Raw genomic sequence first — 21,446 nt, forward strand, 5'->3', positions numbered from 1 at the left:
AGGCTTCTCCCCTTCCGCCCACGGGAATTAGAGGCTCGTGCCGCTTGCATGATGCGCAGGGTCGGCTAGCGCGGCGGGATGGAGATGCAGGACCTCTTGCTACGCTATTTCGGCACGCCCGATCTGGCCGATGTCGATCCCGTTGCGCTGCCTGCGGGGGTCGACCGCATGCTCGTCGATTTCGGGCTGGAGCGTGATCGTAATCGCCGCTTCGCACTGTGGACGCTGCTCTACATGCTGGATGCGTCCCCCGACCTCGACGTCGCCTTCGAGGACCCGGCGGACCGCGATGCGGCACGCAACATGATGGACATGATCGCCGCCACCAAGCCCGATTGACGCGCGCCGAAGGTTCAAAGTCTTGGTACAGCCGGAGGGTGAGCGCTTCTCTGCCGCAAACCGATCTGCCATGGCCATGCCCATGACGCTCGAAACGCGCACCTCCGGTACGACTGCCGAAGAGTCCTCGCAATTGCTGGACAAGCTGCACGACGTCTTCGGCTTCCGCTCCTTCCGCGGCGTGCAGCAGCAGGTTGTGGACCGGGTCATGGGTGGCCATTCGACGCTCGCGGTGATGCCGACGGGGGCGGGCAAGTCGCTGACCTATCAGCTGCCCGCCACGATGCTCGATGGCACCTGCGTCGTCATCAGCCCGCTCATCGCGCTGATGCACGATCAGCTGCGCAGCGCGAGCGCCAATGGCATCCGCGCTGCCACCCTGACCAGCGCGGACGAGAACCGTGCGGAGACGGTTCAGCGGCTGCGCGCGGGCGAGCTCGACTTGCTCTATGTCGCCCCCGAACGCGCCAGCCAGAGCCATTTTCGCGAGCTTCTCTCGCAATGCCGGATAGCGCTGTTCGCGATCGACGAGGCGCATTGCGTATCCGAATGGGGGCATGATTTCCGCCCCGATTATCGCCTGCTGCGCCCGTTGATGGAGCAGTTCGCGGATGTGCCGCGCTTCGCGCTGACGGCGACGGCGGATGCGCACACGCGAAGCGACATCCTGGCCCAGCTGGGGATCGCGCCCGAGGGATTGATCGTTGCCGGGTTCGACCGCCCGAATATCCGCTACACGATCCGCCCGCGCGACTCGCTGACCCAGCAGCTTCGGCGCCTGCTCGCCGACAATCCCGGCCCCGGCATCGTCTATGCGCAGACCCGCGCCGCGACCGAGCGGCTGGCCGCCTCGCTGTCCGACGGGAAACGCGAAGTGCGCTGCTACCACGCAGGCTTGCCACCCGAGGTGCGCGCCGCGAACCAGGCGGCGTTTGTCGAAAGCGAGAACATGGTGATCTGCGCCACGGTCGCCTTCGGCATGGGGATCGACAAGCCGGACGTGCGCTTTGTCGCGCATGCCGGACTGCCGAAATCGATCGAGTCCTATTATCAGGAAACGGGCCGTGCGGGCCGCGATGGCGATCCGTCGGTGGCGCACCTGTTCTGGGGTGCGGACGACTTCGCGCGGGCGCGGATGCGCATCGGCGAGGTGGGCGAGGCACGCCAGCAGGGCGAGCGCACGCGGCTGGCGGCGCTCGGTGCGCTGGTCGAAACCGCCGGATGCCGCCGCGCGATCCTGCTACGCCATTTCGGCGAGAGCCCACCCGAAACCTGCGGCAATTGCGACAATTGCCTGAACCCGCCCAAGGCCGTCGATGCGACGGTCGTCGCGCAGAAATACCTCTCTGCAGTCGCGCGCACGCGGCAGATGTTCGGCGCGGGCTATATCGAAGCCGTGCTGACCGGGCAGTCGAGCGAGCGCAGCCGATCGCAGGGCCACGACAAGCTTTCGGTTTTCGGGATCGTCGAGGGCGAGGAAGCAGCGCTGCTCAAACCGGTCCATCGCGCGCTGTTGGTGCGCGGTGCGCTGCTGCCGACCGAGCATGGCGGGCTGATGCTGGGGCCGGAGGCGCGTGGTTTCCTGAAGGGCGAACAGCCGCTGGATCTGGTGGTCCCGCCCAAACGGACGGGCGGCAAGCGCGCCGGGCGCGGTGCGGGATCGAGCCAGGCGCTCAACCCGGTTGGCGATCCGCTATTCGATGCGCTGCGCGAGTTGCGACGTGACCTCGCGAAGCAGAACCAGGTTCCGCCTTACGTCATCTTCCACGATTCCGTGCTGCGCGACATGGCCGGTCTGCGCCCGCAAACCAGCGCCCTGCTGGGCGAGTTGCCGGGCATCGGATCGAAGAAGCTGGAAGCCTACGGCGACGCATTTCTGGAGGTCATCCGCCAGTACGAGCGATAGCGATAGCGATTGCAGCTTGCGCCCATCACGCGCCGGGCGGTGCGATGCCGTATCTGCCAAGTTCTTCGACCGCGCGATCGGCGGCTGCGCCATAGCGTTTCCAGCGATCGACGGCGCGGGCATGCACGGGCGCGCGGACCTGCACGGCACTGGCGGTTGCCACAGCCTGACGGTTGCTCTGCGGCGATAGGCAGGCATCGTCCCATTCGAGCCCGCAAAAGGCGATCAGGTCCCGCGTCTGTGCCTCCTGCCCGGCGACCAGATCCTCGTAGTATTGCACCCGGAAGCGATCCATTGGCAGCGTCTCGGCAAAGCGATCGCACAGCATTTCGAACTGGCCCACGAAATGGGCGGTGTCCCCGAAGTCGTAGGCGTAGGAATAATAGCTGAAGCCGGTTGCGAAAAGCTGGCGGAAATTCGCGAACAGGACGTCGAAGGGCGACCGGCGAAGGCAGATGATCCGCGCTTCGGGGAGCGCGCGCAGGATCGCCGGGGCATAGAAGATGTTGAACGGCATCTTGTCGGTGAAGACCGCCGCATCGCCTGCCAGACCCGCGATGATCCTCAAATATTCGCGGCCGACAGGCCCCAGGTCCTGCACTTCGGTAGCGGCCTTCAGCAGTGGCTCGTCGAGCACGTGGCGACCGGGCGTGTCGAGCTGCCGCTTGAGCGCGATACCGAATTCGGACAATTCACCGAGCGACTTCACCTGCGGGTGTGCGGCCACGATCCGTTCGACCAAGGTCGTGCCGCTGCGCGGGAGGCCGACGATGAAGATGGGGCGGGCATCGATTTGGTCGGCAACGGTGGGAAATGATCCGTCGGCTGCCGCCGATGCGGCGGAAAACATGCCTTCCGCCTGCGCCCGATCATGCGCCACCTCGCGCGCCTTGCAGCCCTTCGCGCGTTCCAGCCATGTGAAGCTCTGCTCCCACTCGTCATGCGATTCATGCCAGCGCGCGAGAGCGTGGCCGCAAATGAGGCGGGTTTCGGTTTCCTGCGTGCGGGCGAAGAGCGCCTCCAGCGTCTCGCGCCATGCGACCGGCGGGTCGTCGCTCAGTCCGACCAGCGCGAGCCAGCCTTGCGCATGGTCCGGCGCCATCTCCACGAGCGCTTCGAACTGGGCCTGCGCGGCGGCGAGATCGCCGTTGAACTGCAGCTCTACGGCGTGGTTGTAGCGATAGCCGGAATTGCGGGGCGCCCCCTCGACCGCTTGGCCTGAGAACCGCACGGCTTCCGCATGAAGCCCCGTGCGCGCGAGCACGACACCGATCTGTGCCGCCAGATGCGGATTGTCCGTCCCCGTTGCCGCCGCCTGGCTGATCGCATCACGCGCTGCCGCACCGTCCTGCCGGGAGAGCGCGAGGCGTGCGTCGATCAGTTCGAGCCACGTGTCGCGATATCCGCTGGAGCGCAGGAGGCGGGCGAGCTTGTCCGCACCGGCGAAATTTTCGTGCTCGAGCGCGATCTGGGCGAGCACCAGCACCGCCGCAGGATCGCCGGGCGCTTCGCGCAAGTGTTGCTGCGCTGCAACATAGGCCTCGCGGAAACGCCCGGTCAAAACATCCTCCCGAGCCTGCGCAACTAGCTGATTTACAGATGAAATAAGGAAATCCCCTATCGACTATTCCAAGCTTGATTGACAAGTTGCAATGCACAACCGTAGTTTTTTCAATCAGATGTGTCACCACGGATTGATACATTTGAGCGCTCAGGGAGGCTGAACGAATGAAAAATTACAACAAGCAACACACCCTCCGATCGCTGCTGCTATGCAGCACGGTCATCGCCGCGATGTCTGCCACGCCATCATGGGCACAGACGACCGATACCAGCGATCTTCCTCCCGAAGAAACCGGGGCTGAACCCGACGGTGACGGTAATGCCTCGCCCGAGGTCCCGACCAGCACCATTATCGTTACCGCCACCCGGCGGGCGGAGAGTGTGCAGGACATTCCTCTCAACATCACTGCTATCGGCGGCGAACAGATCGAAGAGCAGGGTCTGACCGAACTTTCGGACCTGCTGCCCTTCGTGCCCGGCATCAACATCGTTGATCGCGGCGGGCGCCAGGGCAACCCGATCATCGTGCGCGGCCTCAACCTCGACGCGATCGGTTCGGGCGACGGCAATAATGACGGCGGTGGCACGGTCGCCACCTATATCGGCGAAATTCCGCTGTTCGTGGACCTCAAGCTCAACGACCTCGAGCGGGTCGAAGTGCTGCTCGGCCCGCAGGGCACGCTGTATGGCGCAGGCACGCTGGGCGGTGCGATCCGTTACATTCCCCGCAAGCCGCAATTCGACGAGCTGACGACCGAAGTGCGTTCGGAACTGTCGAAATATTTGCAAGCCGAAAGCGCAAGCTACCAGGTCGGCGGGACCATCAATCTGGGTCTCGACGACCGGTTCGCGATCCGCGCTTCGCTCGACTACGAAGATGACTCGGGCTTCATCGACTACGTCAACGTGGTTGACACGATCGGCGTGACCAATCCCGATACGGCGGCTGGCCTTAGGCGCATCGAGGACGCCGACGGCGAGCAGACCCTGGCCGGACGCCTCGCGGTGCGGTGGGAGCCGATCAACGGCCTCGATCTGACGGCGACCTATTATTATCAGCGCGCCGAGATCGAAGGCCGCCGGGTGTCACATTATCGCAGCGACGTGCCGGGCCTGATCGACAATGAGCCGAGCGTGGGGCGCTACGAAAGCGCCTTCCGCGTGCGCGAGCCCAACACGATAGAGAACGGCCTTTTCGCGCTGGAAGCGACCGCCGACCTCGGCTTTGCCGAACTGACTTCGGCGACCGGCTGGAGCACCTTCTCCGATGACGGGCAGCGTGACCAGACCACGCTGCTGATCACGCTCGAATACAGCTACGAACTCTTCCCCAGCTTCACCGCATTCACGCGCGAGGTTGGCGAAAGCGATCGGTTCAACCAGGAACTGCGCCTGGTATCGACCCACGGAGGGCCGATCAACTGGATCGTCGGTGCCTTTTACAACAAGCTTGAAAGCATCGGTTCGTCTTCGGAATTCACGCCCAATTACGTGCCCTACGTCAATGCGCCGCCGCTTGGCTTCGGCCTGACCGACCGGCCCGATGCGCTCGAGTATTTCTCGACCGGGCGCAACCAGCTCGAAGAGTTCGCGGTGTTCGGGGAGGTGGGCTACGAGCTGTTCGACGGCTTCACCGTCACGGTTGGCGGACGCTACTATAATTACGACCTGCAGGCGGCGTCGACGGTCGACTTCCCGCTGTTCGAGCCGCCCAGCTATACGCCGCTCCTGCTGAGCCAGATCGAGGAGCTCGCGTTCGATCCCGACCTTGCGCAGTCGGACGACGGGTTCCTGTTCAAGGCGAATGTGTCGTGGGACGTCACCGACGACATGCTGCTCTACGCCACGGTCAGCGAGGGCTATCGGATCGGCGGCGTCAACGGGGTAGCCGAATGCGATGCCTATGTTCCCGGCTCTACGCAGGGGGCCTGCGCTCTCGCGCCGGGACAGCAATATGATGCCGGGAACGGGCAGGTCGGTACCTCCAACCGCGACGAACGGCAGTTCACCCCCGACCAGACCCGCAACTATGAAATCGGCATGAAATCGACGCTGGCCGACGGCACGCTGCTCTTGAACGCTGCGCTCTATTACATCGACTGGATCGATCCGCAGTTGGGGTCGGCCACGGTTAACGCGAACATTCCCATCACCGTCAACGGCGAGGGTGCGGAATCGAAGGGCGTGGAACTGAGTGCCGACTGGCGCCCGACCAACCGCATCAACCTGCGGGCCAATTTCAGCTACATCGACAGCCAGCTGACTGCCCCGGTGCCCGATCTGGTCCGGACGATTTCGCCGCCCGGATTCGGCAGCGCATTCGAGGACGGCATCGAGGGCGACCGCCTGCCGGGTTCGCCCGAAACGCAGTTCTCACTGTTCGGCGCCTATTCGCTGCCGCTGGCGAGCGGAGACAACCTGCGCTTCAACGCCAGCTATTCCTGGCAGGGCGATATCGAGACACGCGCCGGCGGGCGTGGCAACGGGCTGACGCTTGGCAGTTACGGCGTGGCGAATGCGGCGATCAGTTACGAGGCGGATCGTTTTATCGCGACGCTTTTCGCCGACAACCTGTTCGACACGTTCGCGGAGACCGGCGCGATCGGGACTTCGCTGTCGAACCAGGACGTGTTCGATTTCGAAGGCGATCCGGTCTATGTGCGCGGCTTCTCAACGCACATCCTGCCGCCGCGCCAGATCGGCGTGCGCCTGAAATTCATGTTCGGAAATTGATCGCATGAAAGCAATGATGATGGCTGCGGCGGGGCTGGCGCTCGCGCTGGTATTCCCCGCCGCGGCCGAGCCGGTCTATGTCAGCGCGGACCGCGCGCTCGACGTCGAAACCGGCCGCTATATCGCCAACCCCGTCATCGTGATCGATGACGGGCGGATCGTCTCCGTCGAGGTTGGCGGGGCGATTCCTGCCGATGCAGAGCGGATCGACCTGACCGGCATGACGCTGCTGCCCGGCCTGATCGACATGCATGTCCATCTCGACGGGCGGCCCGAATATGGCGGCTATTCCAACCTCCAGTTCTCCGACCGCTTCTGGACCGTGATCGCGGTCGAGAATGCGCGGCGGATGCTGAATGCAGGTTTCACCACCATCCGCAATCTGGGGGCCGACGATTACAATGTCGTCGGGCTCGACCAGGCGATCGAAGCGGGCTGGGTCGAGGGGCCGCGCATCGTCGGTGCCGCCCACGCACTGGGCGCGACGGGCGGCCATTGCGACAGCACCTTCCTGCCGCCGAGCTATGCCGATCGCAGCCCGGGCGCTGCGGACGGTATGGACGCGCTGCGCGCTGCCGTGCGCGAACAGCGCAAGTACGGCGCCGAGGTGATCAAGGCCTGCGCAACGGGCGGCGTCTTCTCGCGCAATACGTTGCCCGGCCAGCAACAGCTGCGCGAGGAAGAGCTGCGCGCCATCGCGGACGAGGCGCATTTCTGGGGCCTTCGCGCAGCCGCACACGCGCATGGCGCCGAAGGGATCAAGGCCGCGATCCGCGCAGGGTTCGACACGATCGAACATGCCAGCTTCATCGACGAGGAAGGCATCGAGCTTGCGCTGGAGCGCGGCGCGGCGCTTTCGATGGATATCTTCAACACCGAATATACGCTTTCGCAAGGAGAGGCGAACGGCGTGCTGGAGGAAAACCTCGCGAAGGAGCGCATGGTCAGCGTGGCGCAGCGCGAGGGTTTCCGCCGCGCCAACGCCGCCGGTGTGAAGATGGTCTTTGGCTCGGACGCAGGGGTCATGCCGCACGAGGATGTGGGCGGGCAGTTCGCGATCATGGTCCGTTTCGGGATGACGCCCCTGCAGGCCATCCAGGCAGCCACCGTGAATGCGGCAGATGCTCTGGGCCAGACGGGCGATGTGGGTGTGATCGCGCCGGGCGCGTGGGGCGACCTGATCGCGGTCGATGGCGACCCGCTGGCGGATGTCGGCGAGCTTGCCGATGTCGACGCGGTCATCAAGGGCGGCAAGCGCATCAAATAGAAGATTGGCGCAACCGTCGCCTTGGCCTAGCCCGCAGCGATGACGGTCGGCGAAACAAGTGCAATGATCGCGGCGATGGACCCGCTCCTCGATCCGCTGCTCTATGTCTTCAAGAGCGGTGGGGAGGTGCCTGCGCGCGCCCAGCTCTTCGCCTCGATCCGCGAGGACGAGGGGATGACTCACATCCTCGGCTTTCACGAAGGCGAGTTTCCGGGCGATGCCGGCGCGTCGTACCGAAGGATCGTCCTGCGCGTGCATTCCGCGCTCGATGGGGTCGGGCTGACCGCTGCCGTATCGACCGCCCTCGCGCGCGAGGATATTGCCTGCAACATCGTGGCGGCTTTTCACCATGACCACGTGTTCGTCCCCGCCCAGCGCGCGAGCGATGCCATGCACATCCTCGCGGCTCTGCAACGAACCCAGCAGCCGCGGTAGTCGCCTTTCGGACCGGGGGCTGCGGCGCATTCTCGCGCCCGCAGCGATGTTGCATCGCTTGCAATCTGCGGGTCAGTGATTAATTTTGAACGCCAACGTTCATTCGGGCGACGGCACCATATCTTGGCACACGATCAGCACTCCTCTCCAGCAACCCGTGCCGGTCGGCCCGTCGATCAGGCCAAACGCCTGGCGATCCTCGATGCCGCGAGCAGCCAGTTCCTCGAAGCCGGTTTTGCGGCGACCTCGATCGAGAAAGTGGCCGCCGATGCGGGTGTTTCGAAGGTCACGATCTATAACCATTTCGGCGACAAGCATGCGCTGTTTGCCGCTGCCGTGACACGCGAATGCGAGACGATGCGCCATCATCTGGCCGTCGAGGTGCAAGCCGGGGACACGCTGCGTGAGCGCCTCACCGCGATCGGCGAAGGGATCCTGGCGTTCCTGTCGCAGTCCAAGATGATCCAGTTCGAACGGCGGATTGCCGCCGAGACCCAGCATAATCCTGCGCTTGGCCTCGCCTTCATAAACAACGGACCGCGAGCGATGTTGCAGACCTTCACCGGCTTGCTCGACCAGATGGCCGAGCGCGGCGAGGTCGATATCGCGGATCGGGAGCTGGCGGCCGAACAGTTCGTCGCCATGTGCAAGGGCCTCGGCGATGTGGAGCGCCGCTTTGGCGTCGCACCCGAGCCCGACCGCGATCGCGAGCGGATTGCCTGCGCAGTAGAGGTCTTCTGCCGGGCCTACGGGCGCTAGCACGCCCAAACGACTCTAACAGTTCTTAGCTATTGGGCGGTGCTTGTTTCCGGCGCCTAAAGGGCGCTACGGTCTGTTTAATAGAGTTTCGATATCGTGTTATTAATATTATCGAGCATTTGTGGAATTGGATAATGTAAGAGGTGGGCTGGTCTTGCAAGATTATGAATGCAAAGATCTTTATGCTATGAACAATGCTCGTTTGTTATGAATTGTGGCGGAACTGCAACACTTTTCCGCATCTTTCGCAATTCAAATACCTGCCGGTGGTAAATTGCAACCAGTCCTCATACGGAACGGCATCCGTGCGCGATCCTCATTTGCTCGGGCTGCAATATTCATTGCGCATCATTGCCCGTCGGATCGTGCGGCTTCGTAGACCACAGAAAACAGATCGAACGATCGAAGGGGCTGACCAGACCAATGAGGAATTTCGCGACGTGCGTTTCCGCGAGTGCGCTCGCTATCGCTATCGCCATTGCCACGCCTGCCGTCGCGCAGGACAATCAGCAAGCCAAGCCGCAAGCGCGCCAGGGCGGTGTCGCGACCATCGTCGTCACTGCGCAGAAGCGCAGCGAAGATCTGCAGGATGTGCCCGTATCGGTGCAAGCCATCGGTACCGAGGAACTGCAGGAGCTGAACATTGATACGTTCGACGACTATCTCGAACAGCTGCCCAGCGTGACTGCAGGTGGTTCCGGCCCGGGCCAGAACCAGATCTATATCCGCGGGCTCGCCTCCACCACGCCGAATCTGACGACCGCCGGCGTTGCGGGCCTTGCGCCCAATGTCGCGCTTTACCTCGACGAGCAGCCGCTCGGCCAGCCGGGGCGTAACCTCGATGTCTATGCCGCCGATCTCGAACGGATCGAGGTGCTTTCGGGCCCGCAGGGGACGCTGTTCGGCGCCAGTTCGCAGGCAGGCGTTGTCCGCCTGATCACCAACAAACCCGACCTGGCCGGCTTCGATGCCGCTTTCTCCGCCGGTGTGTCCTTCACCAAGGGCGGCGAAGAGAGCTACAATGCGGAAGCCATGCTCAACGTTCCGGTGACGAATAGCATCGCATTGCGCGGCGTCGTCTATCTGGATGACCAGGGCGGCTATATCGACAATGTTCAGGGCACCCGCAGCGCACGCGAAAGCGGACGCTTCCGGCCCGCGGGCACGGTGCGTGACAATGGCGTCGTGGTCGGCCCCGGCCGCGAAGGCTTCCAGGCAGGCGACCCCGCGACCAACCCGATCAACGATCCGAACGTGACGTTCATCGATGCGAACAATGCCGGTCTGGTCGAAGATGATTTCAACGACACGCAATATGCCGGTTTCCGCGTTTCGGGCCTGTGGGAAATCACGCCCGACTGGACGGTCACGGTCTCTCATATGCGCCAGTCGCTCGAATCCGACGGCGTCTTCTTCGCCGATCCGGACCTCGGGCTCGACGATCTCGAGATCCAGCGCTTCGAGGACGACCGGCTCGAAGACACGTTCTCGAACACGAGCTGGACGGTAGAAGGCCGTCTCGCGATGCTCGATGTCGTCTATACCGGTGCCTATACGGATCGCGAAACGCAGCAGAATGTCGACTACACCGACTACCTCTTCGTCGGTCAGTACCTGCCTTATTATATCTGTGACACGGCGGTGGTGTACCCCGGCAGTGTCGCCGTGGCTCCGGCAGATCCGACCTGTTACGCGCCGAACCTGGCGGTGAATTCGAACACGGACACGACCGTCTTCACGCAGGAACTGCGTTTCTCGACCCCGTCGGAAGCGCGTTTCCGCGTCACCGCCGGTGGCTTCTACAGCGATCTCGAACTGCGTGAGCTGAACGACTTCAACTACTTCTCGAACACGCAGGTTCGCGGGTCCGACGGCGTGACGCGGGGCTTCCTGCCGAACTACCCGCTGACCAACACCGATGCGCCTCCGGGGGCGATCAACAACGCCTCGCCCGGCTATTTCTCCGAAGCCGGACCGTTCGGGCCGCAGACGATTTTCCGCAACGATGTCCTGCGCACCGACGAGCAGATCGGCCTGTTTGGCGAAGCTTCGTTCGACATCGTGCCGGACGTGCTGACAATCACCGGCGGTCTGCGGTACTATAATGTCGAAGTCGATCTGGAGGGCAGCGCCAACAGCTCGTTCTTCAACCTGGCTTCGCCGATCTTTAGTCCCGCTAACGCCAGCGTGCCGCTCGCCGATCGGGTCGACCAGCAGCGCGGAGGGACCAACATCTCCGGCCAGTTCGGGCCGAACAACACCGTCGGTGCGCCCGATGTCGCCAAGGCCGAAGGCGTGATCGTGAAGGGAACGCTGACCTTCACCCCGACCGAAGATCTGCTGTTCTACGGGACTTACTCCGAAGGCTTCCGGCCGGGTCTGCTGAACCGCCCGGGCGGGGCAGCGGGGCCCAACAACTTCACCGTGCCGTTCGAACTCGCGACCGATGAAGTGAACAACTACGAACTGGGCTGGAAGTTGGAGCTGCTCGACCGCCAGCTGCGCTTCAACGGCAGTGCCTTCTACGTCGACATCTCGAACCTTCAGACCACGATCTTCGATCCGTCGATCGTCAATCTGTTCTTCTCGGCCAATGCCGCGGATGCAGAGATCTACGGCATCGAAGCCGACTTCACCTATGCCCCTTATTCGGTGCCGGGGCTGACGGTTGCAGGTGCGTTCTCGATCCTCGATACCGAGATCACCGACGTGCTGCTGCCCACCGACGATGTGATTGTGGGCGAAGAGCTTGCCTTCGCACCGTCGTTCCAGGGCAACATGCGGGTTCGCTACGAGTTCGATCTCACCAACGAGCTGGAAGCCTATGTTCAGCCGCAGTTGAGCTATTCGGCTTCGAAGCTGACCGATATCATCGAGATCAACAAGCTCGAGCTCGACGATTACACTATTGTCGATCTCGCGATGGGCATTTCGAAGGACCAGTGGAACTTCGAAATCTATGGCGAGAATATCTTCGACGAACGGGCCGAAATATCGGGCAACTTCGTGTTCGACAGGGCTCGGGTCGTGACCAACCGTCCGGCAACGGTCGGCCTCCGGGTCGGCTACAAATACTGATCGACTGACCTGAGAGATGCGGCGGGCAGGCTTTGCGGCTTGCCCGCCGCTTCTCGTTTCTGGCACAGGTTTCGGCGATGAGCGAGCAACGGCAAGAGCAGTTGGAGGCGGCGCAGGAGGCGCTGCAGGCGGGCGATTTCGCGCGCGGCCTCGGCCTTGCCGAAGATGTGCTCGAAGCGGACGCGAGCGATGGCGAAGCGCTTTACATGGCAGCCGTCGCCGCGCGCTATCTGAAACAGTTCGATCGCGCTCAGACTCATCTGAGTGCGCTGCACGCGGCAAATCCCGAATATGGCCGCGCGTGGCAGGAGAGCGCGCACCTCGCGCGCGCGCAGGGGCGCGCGGAAGAGGCGCGGGCCGCCTATGCCCGCGCGACGCAGTTCAATCCCGCACTTCTCGCCAGCTGGCGCGCGCTGGCCGAGCTTTCCAGCGGGGCCGAAGCGCACAATGCCGCAGCGCAGGCCGAACGGATCGCGGGTCTGCCGCGCGAGCTGCTGGCCGTGACCAACCACCTGCACGAAGGGCGCACGCTGCGCGCAGAGGAAATCTGCCGCCACTACCTGCGGCGCAACCCCCGCGATGTCGAAGGGATGCGGCTGCTCGCGCAGATCGGCATGCAGCTGGGCATCAACGACGATGCGGAATTCCTGCTCGAGAGCGCGCGCGAATTTGCCCCCGACAACATCCAGATCCGGCTCGACTATATCGACGTGCTGCGGCGGCGGCAGAAGTTCGAACAGGCGCGCGACCAGGCCGAGGCGCTGTATGCGCTCGATCCCGAGAGCCCCCTGTTCCAGTCGCACCTCGCGATCGAGAGCATGCAGACCGGCGATTACGACCGGGCCTTCGACCTCTTCGATACGATCCTTGCCAAGCTGCCGAACGACCCGGCGACGCTGACCAGCCGGGGCCATGCGCTCAAGACGCGCGGGCGGCAGGAGGATGCGGTGGAAAGCTACCGCGCTGCGATCACCGCAAAGCCCGATCATGGCGATGCGTTCTATGCGCTCGCCAACCTCAAGACCTATCGCTTCACCGATGCCGAAATCGCGGCGATGCGCGCGCAGGTCGACGCGCCGGGCCTGGCTTTCATGGACCGCGTCCACCTTTCCTTCGCGCTGGGCAAGGCGCACGAGGACCGTGAGGAATACGCAGAAAGCTTCCGCTTCTACGAACAGGGCAATGCGCTCAAGCGCGCGCAGACCCGCTACAGCGCCGACGCGATGAGCGAGGAGCTGGCCAAGCAGCGCGAGCATTGCACGGCAGAGCTTTTCGCGAAGCACGCGGGCGAAGGGCACGCAGCGCCCGATCCGATCTTCATTCTCGGCCTGCCGCGCGCCGGTTCCACCCTGCTCGAACAGATTCTCGCCAGCCACAGTCAGGTCGATGGCACGCTGGAGCTGCCCAATATCCTCGCGCTTGCCCACCAGCTGCGTGGGCGCAAGGCGGGCCAGTCGCGCTATCCCGAGATCCTGCACGATCTGTCGGGCGAGCAGCTGGAACAGTTCGGCGCGGATTTCATCGAGAACACCCGCGTTCACCGGCAGGGCGCGCCGTTCTTCATTGACAAGATGCCGAACAATTTCCGCCATATCGGGCTGATCCACCTGATCCTGCCCAACGCGAAGATCATCGATGCGCGCCGCGCACCGCTGGATTGCTGCTTCTCCGGCTTCAAGCAGCTCTTCGCCGAGGGGCAGGAATTCACCTACGGGCTGACCGAGGTTGGCCGTTACTACGCGGATTATGTCGATCTGATGGATCACTGGGATACCGTGCTGCCGGGCCGCGTGCTGCGCGTGCAGCACGAAGATGTGCTCGACGATCTGGAATGCCAGACCCGCCGCATGCTCGACTATTGCGGGCTGCCGTTCGAGCAAGCCTGCCTCGACTTCCACAAGACCGATCGTGCGGTGCGCACCGCCAGCAGCGAGCAGGTTCGCCGCCCGATCAACCGCAGCGGGCAGAGCGCGTGGAAGCCCTACGAACCGTGGCTGAGCCCGCTGAAAGAGGCGCTGGGTGACACCGCGGCCGAATAGGCGCGCCAGCCGCGCAACATTCCTTGTCTTGACGCGGGACCTTCGCACTTGCGAGATCGTTGGTGCCCAAAACCGATGGAGGAAAAGTGAGCGACCAAGCCGATTTGACGAGCCTCGATGGATTGACCGATCGGCTGCAGGTGCTGCACCGCCGCACTCAGGAAACGCCGCTTTTCAATCCGGTATTTCAGCTTTCGCACGATGTATCGCGCGCGCTCGAGGCGGGCGATCTGTCGCTCGACTCACTGGAAGGTCTGGTCGATGAACTGGTCGGCAATTCGCTCGGCGCGCGTGCGGGACGGTTGCGGCGGCTGCTCGATCCGGATGCGCGGGACGATCGTCTGGCCGATCTGGCTGCGGACATGGGCGACGATTTCGACGCTTTTCGCGACGCCTGGTCGCACCCGCGGATGCATGCGGTGTTCACCGCACACCCCACCTTTCTGCTGAGCCCGGCGCAATCCGAAGCGGTGGCCGAAGGGGCGCTGACCGGCTCCGCACCATCGCCCGACGATGCCGAGGAAGCGCCCGAGATCACACTTCAATACGAGCATGAGCGCGCAATGGCGGCGATGGCGCATGCGCAGGATGCGCGCGACCGGATCGTGGCGGCGGTGCTGGAGGCGGCGCGCCAGCGCTGGCCCGATCGCTGGCACGAGCTCGACCCGCTGCCCTTCCGCTTCGCGACCTGGGTCGGTTACGACATGGACGGGCGGACCGACATCACCTGGTACAACTCGATCGCCTTTCGCTTGGCCGAGAAGGCGCAGCGGCTGAAGCGCTACGCCGCCTCGCTCGACGAGATCGTGTCCGGACATGCGCTCGCCCAGGAGATGCGCGAGGCCGGCGAGCATACGGCGAAGCTGGCGGATACTTTCGCGGGCGACCTGTCCGACCCTGCCGTGTTGACCGCCGCCGCCGACGACCTGACGCAGGGCCCGGGCTCGCGGCTGCTGAGCCTCGCGCCGATCATCGAGCAACTCGAAAGCGAGGCGCGCGACGCCGAGCCCGGGCAGGCCGTGGCGCTGCGCACTCTGACAGCCGCGATGCGCGCCGATGGCCTCGGCATGGGCTGGATTCACTTCCGCGTGAACGCGAAGCAACTCCACAACGCGATCCGGCGCGAGCTGGACGATCCCGAGATCGACCTTTCCAGCCGCGGCGCGATGGCCGCCCTGCGCGATCTGCTGGCAGGCGCGAAACCTCTGCGCGCCAACTTCGCGAGCCTCGCGGTCGAGAGCAGCACCGCCGTACGCCAGTTCCTCGTGATGGCGCAGATCCTCAAGCATATCGACGGCGATGCACCCATCCGCATGCTGGTCGCCGAGTGCGAGCAGCCCGCGACCGTGCTCGCCGCGCTCTATTTCGGGAAGCTGTTCGGCATCGAAGACCGGATCGACGTCTCGCCGCTGTTCGAGACCGAGGGTGCGCTGGAACATGGCGGGCGCTTCCTCGACCAACTGCTGGCCGAGGATGATTTTCGCACCTACGCACGTACACGCGGCCGGATCGCGATCCAGACCGGCTTTTCCGATGCCGGGCGCTTCGTCGGCCAGATTCCCGCCAGCCTCGCGATCGAACGCCTGCAGGGACGCCTCGCCGAAGCGATGGCGGCGAACGAGCTGACCGACGTGGCTGCGCTGGTGTTCGACACGCATGGCGAAGGGATGGGCCGCGGCGCGCATCCGGCAAGCTTTGCCGACCGCCTCGAATGGCCGCTCAGCCCATGGGCTCGCCGCCGTTTCGCGCGTGCAGGCATCCGGCTGGAGGCAGAAGCGAGCTTCCAGGGCGGGGACGGCTACCTGTTTTTCGCGCGGCCCGAACTCGCGCTCGCGACGCTCACGCAGATTGCCGCGCTGACCCCGCAGATGTCCGACGCCGATGCGCCGGTCGATCCGTTCTATCGCCGCACCGATCTGAGCCTCGATTTCTATCGTGCGATCAAGGAACATCAGCACGATCATCTGGAAAGCCGCACCTACTCGCGCGCGATCACCAGCTTCGGTCTCGGCCTACTGAACCAGACCGGCAGCCGCAAGTCGCGCCGCCAGTCCGACCTCAACGCAGAGCGCGAGATGAGCCTGCGGCAGATCCGCGCGATCCCGCACAACGCGATCCTCCAGCAGCTCGGCTATCCGGTGAACATCATCTCCGGCATCGGCAGCGCGGCCGACGGCACCTACGAAGATATTGCCACGCTGCTCGCCGAAAGCCCGCGGGGGCGGCAGATCATGCGGCTGGCGCGCGCCTCCGACTCGCTTGCCAGCATCAAGACGGTCGCCGCGCATGGCGAGCTATTCAATTCGGCCTATTGGGCGAGCCGCACCTATCGCGGGACCGAAGATCATCTGGCGCGCAGCTGCGAGGCGCTGGCCGAATACCTGATTGGGGACGATCGCACCGGCGTTTTCCGGCGGCTAGCCTCGCGCCTGAGGGTCGATGCGCTCAAGTTCCATCGCCTGCTCAACCTGCTGCCCGAAGAGGCGCACGATCCCGAGCGCGAGAGCGTGCGCCGCACGATCGGCGCCCTGCAGGCTCTCCGGCTGGCGCTGTTGCAGCACATGTTCCTTAAGGTCGTGTCGGTCCCGGCCTTCAGCCGCGCGAACGACATCAGCCGCACCGACGTGCTGGAGATGGTCTTCTCGCTCCGCGTCGACGAGGCGCTTGCGCAGCTGCGGCGCGCCTACCCTACCGATCTAGCGCGAAAGAGCGATTTCCCCGTCGCGGAGGAGGGCGACTATCCGATGGGCGAGGGCGATGGTTATGCCACGATCCGGCGCGATTATATCGAGCCGATCGAGCGCGCTTACGACCTGTGCCTGCGCATTTCGACCGCCATCGCCAATCAATTCGGCGCGCACGGTTAGGCTGGGTTACTCGCTCGCGAGGAGCGCCAGCAGGGCGAAACTCGCGAGCCAGTGCTCGCCCATGTAATCGCCCGTGACATGGGGCAGCGCCGCTTCGAGATGCGCGGCGGCTTTCTGCTGTAAAAGCGCGCGATCCTCGGCGTGGCTCAGCGTCGGCACGATTTCGCGCAGCGCCCAGGCGCGGCTCAGGTTGAGCCCGTCGAGATGCGCGATCTTGCCATCGCTCCGGTCGGAGACGCTCGCCGGGTCGAGCGTGGCGAGCCACCCATTGTCGAGCACCAGCGCAGCGAACCACGGCGCGAATTGCGCGTGCGGCAGCGTGTGGCGCAACAGCAGTGCGGCACTGAGCACGGGCGAGAGAAACTCGTCGCCGCCAGGCTCCCACCCGCGATAGTCGGTGCGCGAGGCGAAGGCGCGGGTCGACCATGCGTCGATCGCGTCGCGCAATTCCGGGTCGCGCTTGTTCGCCCATTGCCGTGCCAGCGTCAGCGCGAAGGCGGTGTTGTAATGCGTGCCGACGAAGACCGGGTAGGTGAGGACGGTCAGGTACGCCTTGAACCTGTCCGCGAAATGGCGCGCCAGCGGTTCGACCCGCTCCGCCCATTTCTCATCGTGACGCGCCGCCTCGTGATGCAGATAGAGCAGCCAGCCCCAGCCATAGGGCCGCTCGAACCCGCGCGCCGATGGCCGCTGCGCGTAGGCCAATTCGACCGCCAGCTTCTCGGCAGTAAAGGTGCTCTCCGCCAGGTCGGTGATCCGTGCGGCTTCCGCCATGTCGGGAAACAGCCGCCTGAGCGTCAGCAGTGTCCACCAGCCGTGGACGCAGGAATGCCAGTCGAAACTGCCGAAGAAGACCGGGTGCAATTCGCGCGGGGGGCGCACGTCCGCATCGCCGTCCATCACATGGTCGAGCTTGTGCGGATATTCGCGCGCCACATGGCCGAGTGCCGCCTGCGCGAAGCGCGCCGCCGTCTCTCGCGTCAGTTCCACAGCAGGAATGCCCCGATATAGATGATCGCGACGTTGCAGAACCACAGCGGAATTGCGGTCCACACCTGCTGCTTGATGACGAGGTTCTGGTCGTCGAGTTCGAGCAGCGCGGCGGGCACGATGTTGAAGTTTGCCGCCATGGGGGTCAGCAGCGTGCCGCAGAAACCGGCCAGCATGCCGACCGCGCCGATCACTGCCGGGTTGCCGCCATAGCCTTCGATCAGCAGCGGAATGCCGATGGCCGCTGCCATCACGGGGAAGGCGGCGAAGGCATTGCCCATGATCATCGTGAAAATCGCCATGCCGAGGCAGAAAACGATCACGGTGAGGAACACGCTGCCTTCGGGAATCACCGCACCGGCAAGGCTACCGATGATGTCGCCCACGCCTGCCAGCGCGAAGACTGCGCCCAGCGCCGCGAGCATCTGCGGCAGGATCGCCGCCCAGCCGATCGAGTCGAGCAGGCGGCGGCCTTCCTCGGCGGGCGCGAGCAGCGGCGGTTTCAGCCACAGCATCGCGACGACCAGCGCGACCAGCACGCCGATCGCGAACAGCAGCAGCGTCTCGCGCCGGGGCTCAAAAAGGCCGGTCCCGCTGAGCGGCGTGTAGTTGTAAGCGAGCGTCCCCGCGACCGCGACGAACGGCACGATCAGCGCGGGAATGAACAGCCTGTTGCCCTTCACCTGAGAGAAGTTGAGCCGCTCTTCCAGCGTAGTGGTCGGCGGATCGCTGCGACCGAGGCCGCCGATGCCCGCAATGCCGACCAGCGCGAGCACCAGGACGCCGTTGGCGAGGGGGGGCAGATGGCTGCCGAACAGGAAACTCGCTGCGAGCAGGCCCCAGAAGGCGGCGTTGCCCCAGCGCTTGCCGTTGCTCCGGTCGAGCGCGCTCAGCAGCGCCCAGATGGCGAAGAAGATCCCGGCGAGGACATAGAGCCATTCGTAGGTGATCACGAGCGTTCCTCCCCGGCACTGGGAGGGGGACCGTCACGCTTGGCGTGGGGGTGAAGGGGCATCGGGTCGGATGTCGGCAAAGGTGCCCCTCCACCATGCTGCGCATGGTCCCCCTCCCCCGGTGGGGGAGGAAGGCGGCCCAGTCGGCGGTCCATCGCCAGCAGGCGCGCGGAGTGGATCAGGAAAGCACAGATCGCGGTCGGGATCGCCCAGACTGCAAATTCCAGCGGCGTGAGCGGATAGCCTGCCGCCTCGAACACGCCCTGGATGAGCAGGATGGAGGCGATGGCGAAGAAGATATCCTCACCGAAGAACAGCCCGACATTATCGGTCGCCGCCGACATCGCGAGCACCTTCTGACGCTCGGCCTCGGGCAGTTCGCCATGCGACTTCCGTGCGGCCGCATCGGCCATCGGCGCGACCAGCGGGCGCACGGCCTGCGGGTGGCCGCCGATGTCCTTCATGCCGAGCGCAGCGGTGATCTGGCGAAAGGCGAGGTAGATCACCAGCAGCTTGCCCATGGTTGCCCCGCGCACGCTTTCGATCACGCCGCGCGCGCGTTGCTGCAAGCCGTACCGCTCGAGCAGGCCGATCACCGGCAGGATGATCCAGGTGACCGAAATGTAGCGATTGTCGTTGAACGCCGTGCCCAGCGCCTCGATCACCGCGACCGCGTCGAGCCCCGCGAGCAGACCGGTCGCGACCGCCGCGCCGACCACAACAAGCAGCGGATTGAACTTGAGGGCGAACCCGATGACGACCAGCGCGATGCCGATCAGCGGCCAGTAGTTCATGCGTCTCCTCGCCCGGACGGGCTTTAACGGCAGCTTAGCAACGGGTGATCGGGTACGTATCGCCTTCGAAAACGAGGTTGCCCTTGGTCTGGTCGAGCATCTCGACTTCGATCCTGCGTACCCGGGGCGGATCGATCTTCGTGACGCCAGGCTCGCCCATCTCGAATTCTTCGGTGATCGTTTCGGTCAGCGTTTTGCCGGAAACGTCCCAGGTGCCCGATTCCGCGTCATTGTGCATGGTGCCGTCGGCTTCGTAGAAGACCGCGAAGTCGGATGCGCAGGTCCCGTCGTAAGACCATGTGCCGACGATCCATTCACTCAAGCCATTATCCGCTTCCTCGGGCGTGTCCGCACCGTCCCCGGCATCCGCCTGCACCGTGCCTCGTTCGTCGGGTTGCTCTTCTTCCTGTGAGCATGCCGCCAGCGCGAGGCTTGCACCCGCGATTGCACAGAAGGCCAGACGCATCGATTTTCCCCCTCGGTAAATGCGGGTCGGCGAGACCCGGATTGCGCGTAATCTTGCAGGCTAATCGCAGCGCGGTCCAGCCTCGGGTTTACCGGAGGGGGTTAGCCCGCGCCGAAGCCCCCGCCACCCGGGGTGAGGATCACGAAAGAATCGCCCGGCTCCATCTGAGCGGAATCGGTCGCGGTCAGGTCTTCGCGCGATCCGTCGCCGCGTTCGACCCAGTTTTCGCCCGGTTTCGCGTCTCCGCCGCCCGCAATCCCGCGCGGCGCAACCGTGCGCCGGTTGGCGAGCATGTTGGCGCGCATCGCTTCGAGGAAGGTGATCCTCCGCTCCACCCCGTCGCCGCCGGTGTGTCTGCCGACGCCGCCCGACCCGCGTCGGATCGCGAACCGGTCGAGTCTGACAGGCAGCCTCGTTTCGAGAATCTCGGGGTCGGTCAGGCGGCTGTTGGTCATGTGCGTCTGCACCGCGCTGGTCCCGTCATGGTCCGGCCCGGCGCCCGATCCGCCCGCGATGGTCTCGTAATATTGATGGTTTTCGTTGCCGAAGGTGAAGTTGTTCATCGTGCCTTGAGAGGGGGCGAGGCGACCGGTCGCGGCGAACAGGCAGTCCGTCACCACCTGGCTGGTCTCGACATTGCCCGCGACCACCGCTGCGCCGGGCAGCGGATTGAGCATCGATCCTTCGGGCACGATCAGTTCCACCGGGCGCAGGCAGCCATCGTTCATCGGGATCGGATCGTCGATCAGCGTGCGCAGTACATAGAGCGCGGCGGCACGGGTGATCGATCGCGGGGCGTTGAAATTGTTGGGCTGCTGATCGCTGGTGCCGGTGAAGTCGAACACCGCGGAGCGGGTGGCGTGGTCGATCCGGATCGCGACCTGCACCTGCGCGCCATTATCCATCGCGTAGGAAAACGCGCCATCCTCCAACTGCCCGAGCAGCGCGCGCACGCTTTCTTCCGCATTGGCGAGCACGTGATCCATATAGGCGGAGACGACCTCGCCCTCGCGATCGCGCGCCGCCTGGTGGAGCAGCTCCGCACCGCGCGTGCATGCGGCGAGCTGTGCGCGCAGGTCGGACAGGTTGCGGTCGGGCTGGCGCGCCGGATATTTCGCGTCGGCCAGCGCCTCGCGCACTGCGCCCTCCAGAAACTCGCTCTCGTCGACCAGCAGGAGGTTGTCGATCATTACGCCTTCCTCCTCGATAGTGCGGCTCTCGGGAGGCATTGAACCGGGGGCGATCCCGCCGATATCG

At 64.6% G+C, this 21,446-nt stretch carries 15 protein-coding genes; 9 read left to right on the forward strand and 6 right to left on the reverse strand.

Annotation, left to right across the window (positions count from 1 at the left end):
* Positions 1-78: 78 nt before the first annotated feature.
* Positions 79-339 (forward strand): hypothetical protein, encoded by a 261-nt coding sequence (locus tag AAG612_RS16155; protein WP_342511902.1) that lies wholly within the window; start codon positions 79-81, stop codon positions 337-339.
* Positions 340-421: 82 nt separating this feature from the next.
* Positions 422-2,245, forward strand: coding sequence for a DNA helicase RecQ (gene recQ / locus AAG612_RS16160; protein WP_342511904.1), 1,824 nt, complete (start codon positions 422-424; stop codon positions 2,243-2,245).
* Positions 2,246-2,270: 25 nt separating this feature from the next.
* On the opposite strand, the gene AAG612_RS16165 is transcribed toward recQ, so the two are convergent.
* Positions 2,271-3,806, reverse strand: a complete 1,536-nt coding sequence (locus AAG612_RS16165) for a tetratricopeptide repeat-containing sulfotransferase family protein (RefSeq protein WP_342511906.1) — start codon at positions 3,804-3,806, stop codon at positions 2,271-2,273.
* Between the two features lie 167 nt (positions 3,807-3,973).
* Here AAG612_RS16165 and AAG612_RS16170 point away from each other — a divergent pair, with 167 nt between their 5' ends.
* The 7 genes from AAG612_RS16170 (at position 3,974) to AAG612_RS16200 (ending at position 16,986) form a co-directional block, all read left to right on the forward strand.
* On the forward strand, positions 3,974-6,541 hold the full coding sequence (locus AAG612_RS16170) for a TonB-dependent receptor (RefSeq protein WP_342511908.1): 2,568 nt from the start codon (positions 3,974-3,976) through the stop codon (positions 6,539-6,541).
* Between the two features lie 4 nt (positions 6,542-6,545).
* Complete coding sequence (locus AAG612_RS16175) at positions 6,546-7,808, forward strand: Xaa-Pro dipeptidase (protein WP_342511910.1); 1,263 nt, start codon at positions 6,546-6,548, stop codon at positions 7,806-7,808.
* A gap of 39 nt (positions 7,809-7,847) precedes the next feature.
* Positions 7,848-8,243, forward strand: coding sequence for an ACT domain-containing protein (locus AAG612_RS16180; RefSeq protein ID WP_342511912.1), 396 nt, complete (start codon positions 7,848-7,850; stop codon positions 8,241-8,243).
* 123 nt (positions 8,244-8,366) lie between these two features.
* A complete protein-coding gene (locus tag AAG612_RS16185) occupies positions 8,367-9,002 on the forward strand; it encodes a TetR/AcrR family transcriptional regulator (protein ID WP_342511914.1) in 636 nt (211 codons plus the stop codon).
* Between the two features lie 423 nt (positions 9,003-9,425).
* Positions 9,426-12,080 (forward strand): TonB-dependent receptor, encoded by a 2,655-nt coding sequence (locus AAG612_RS16190; RefSeq protein ID WP_342511916.1) that lies wholly within the window; start codon positions 9,426-9,428, stop codon positions 12,078-12,080.
* Positions 12,081-12,157: 77 nt separating this feature from the next.
* Positions 12,158-14,119, forward strand: coding sequence for a tetratricopeptide repeat-containing sulfotransferase family protein (locus tag AAG612_RS16195; protein ID WP_342511918.1), 1,962 nt, complete (start codon positions 12,158-12,160; stop codon positions 14,117-14,119).
* Positions 14,120-14,205: 86 nt separating this feature from the next.
* A complete protein-coding gene (locus AAG612_RS16200; RefSeq protein ID WP_342511920.1) occupies positions 14,206-16,986 on the forward strand; it encodes a phosphoenolpyruvate carboxylase in 2,781 nt (926 codons plus the stop codon).
* Positions 16,987-16,992: 6 nt separating this feature from the next.
* Here the strand turns inward: AAG612_RS16200 and AAG612_RS16205 are convergent, their stop codons facing one another.
* The 5 genes from AAG612_RS16205 to AAG612_RS16225 all read right to left on the reverse strand — a co-directional run.
* Positions 16,993-17,976: a DUF2891 domain-containing protein gene (locus AAG612_RS16205; RefSeq protein ID WP_342511922.1), complete on the reverse strand. Its 984-nt coding sequence runs from the start codon at positions 17,974-17,976 to the stop codon at positions 16,993-16,995.
* Entirely contained in the window at positions 17,967-18,929 is a 963-nt protein-coding gene (locus AAG612_RS16210; RefSeq protein WP_342511924.1) for a DUF979 domain-containing protein, read from the reverse strand. The genes AAG612_RS16205 and AAG612_RS16210 overlap by 10 nt, the downstream gene beginning before the upstream one ends.
* Positions 18,926-19,723, reverse strand: coding sequence for a DUF969 domain-containing protein (locus tag AAG612_RS16215; RefSeq protein WP_342511926.1), 798 nt, complete (start codon positions 19,721-19,723; stop codon positions 18,926-18,928). Before AAG612_RS16215 ends, AAG612_RS16210 begins: the two co-directional genes overlap by 4 nt.
* 34 nt (positions 19,724-19,757) lie before the next feature.
* Positions 19,758-20,189, reverse strand: coding sequence for a hypothetical protein (locus AAG612_RS16220; protein ID WP_342511928.1), 432 nt, complete (start codon positions 20,187-20,189; stop codon positions 19,758-19,760).
* Between the two features lie 101 nt (positions 20,190-20,290).
* Positions 20,291-21,446, reverse strand: a 1,156-nt coding sequence (locus tag AAG612_RS16225) for a hydantoinase B/oxoprolinase family protein (RefSeq protein ID WP_342511930.1), incomplete at its 5' end; no start/stop codon positions are given.

This window comes from Citromicrobium bathyomarinum, assembly GCF_038594605.1.
Lineage (GTDB): Bacteria > Pseudomonadota > Alphaproteobacteria > Sphingomonadales > Sphingomonadaceae > Alteriqipengyuania > Alteriqipengyuania bathyomarina_B.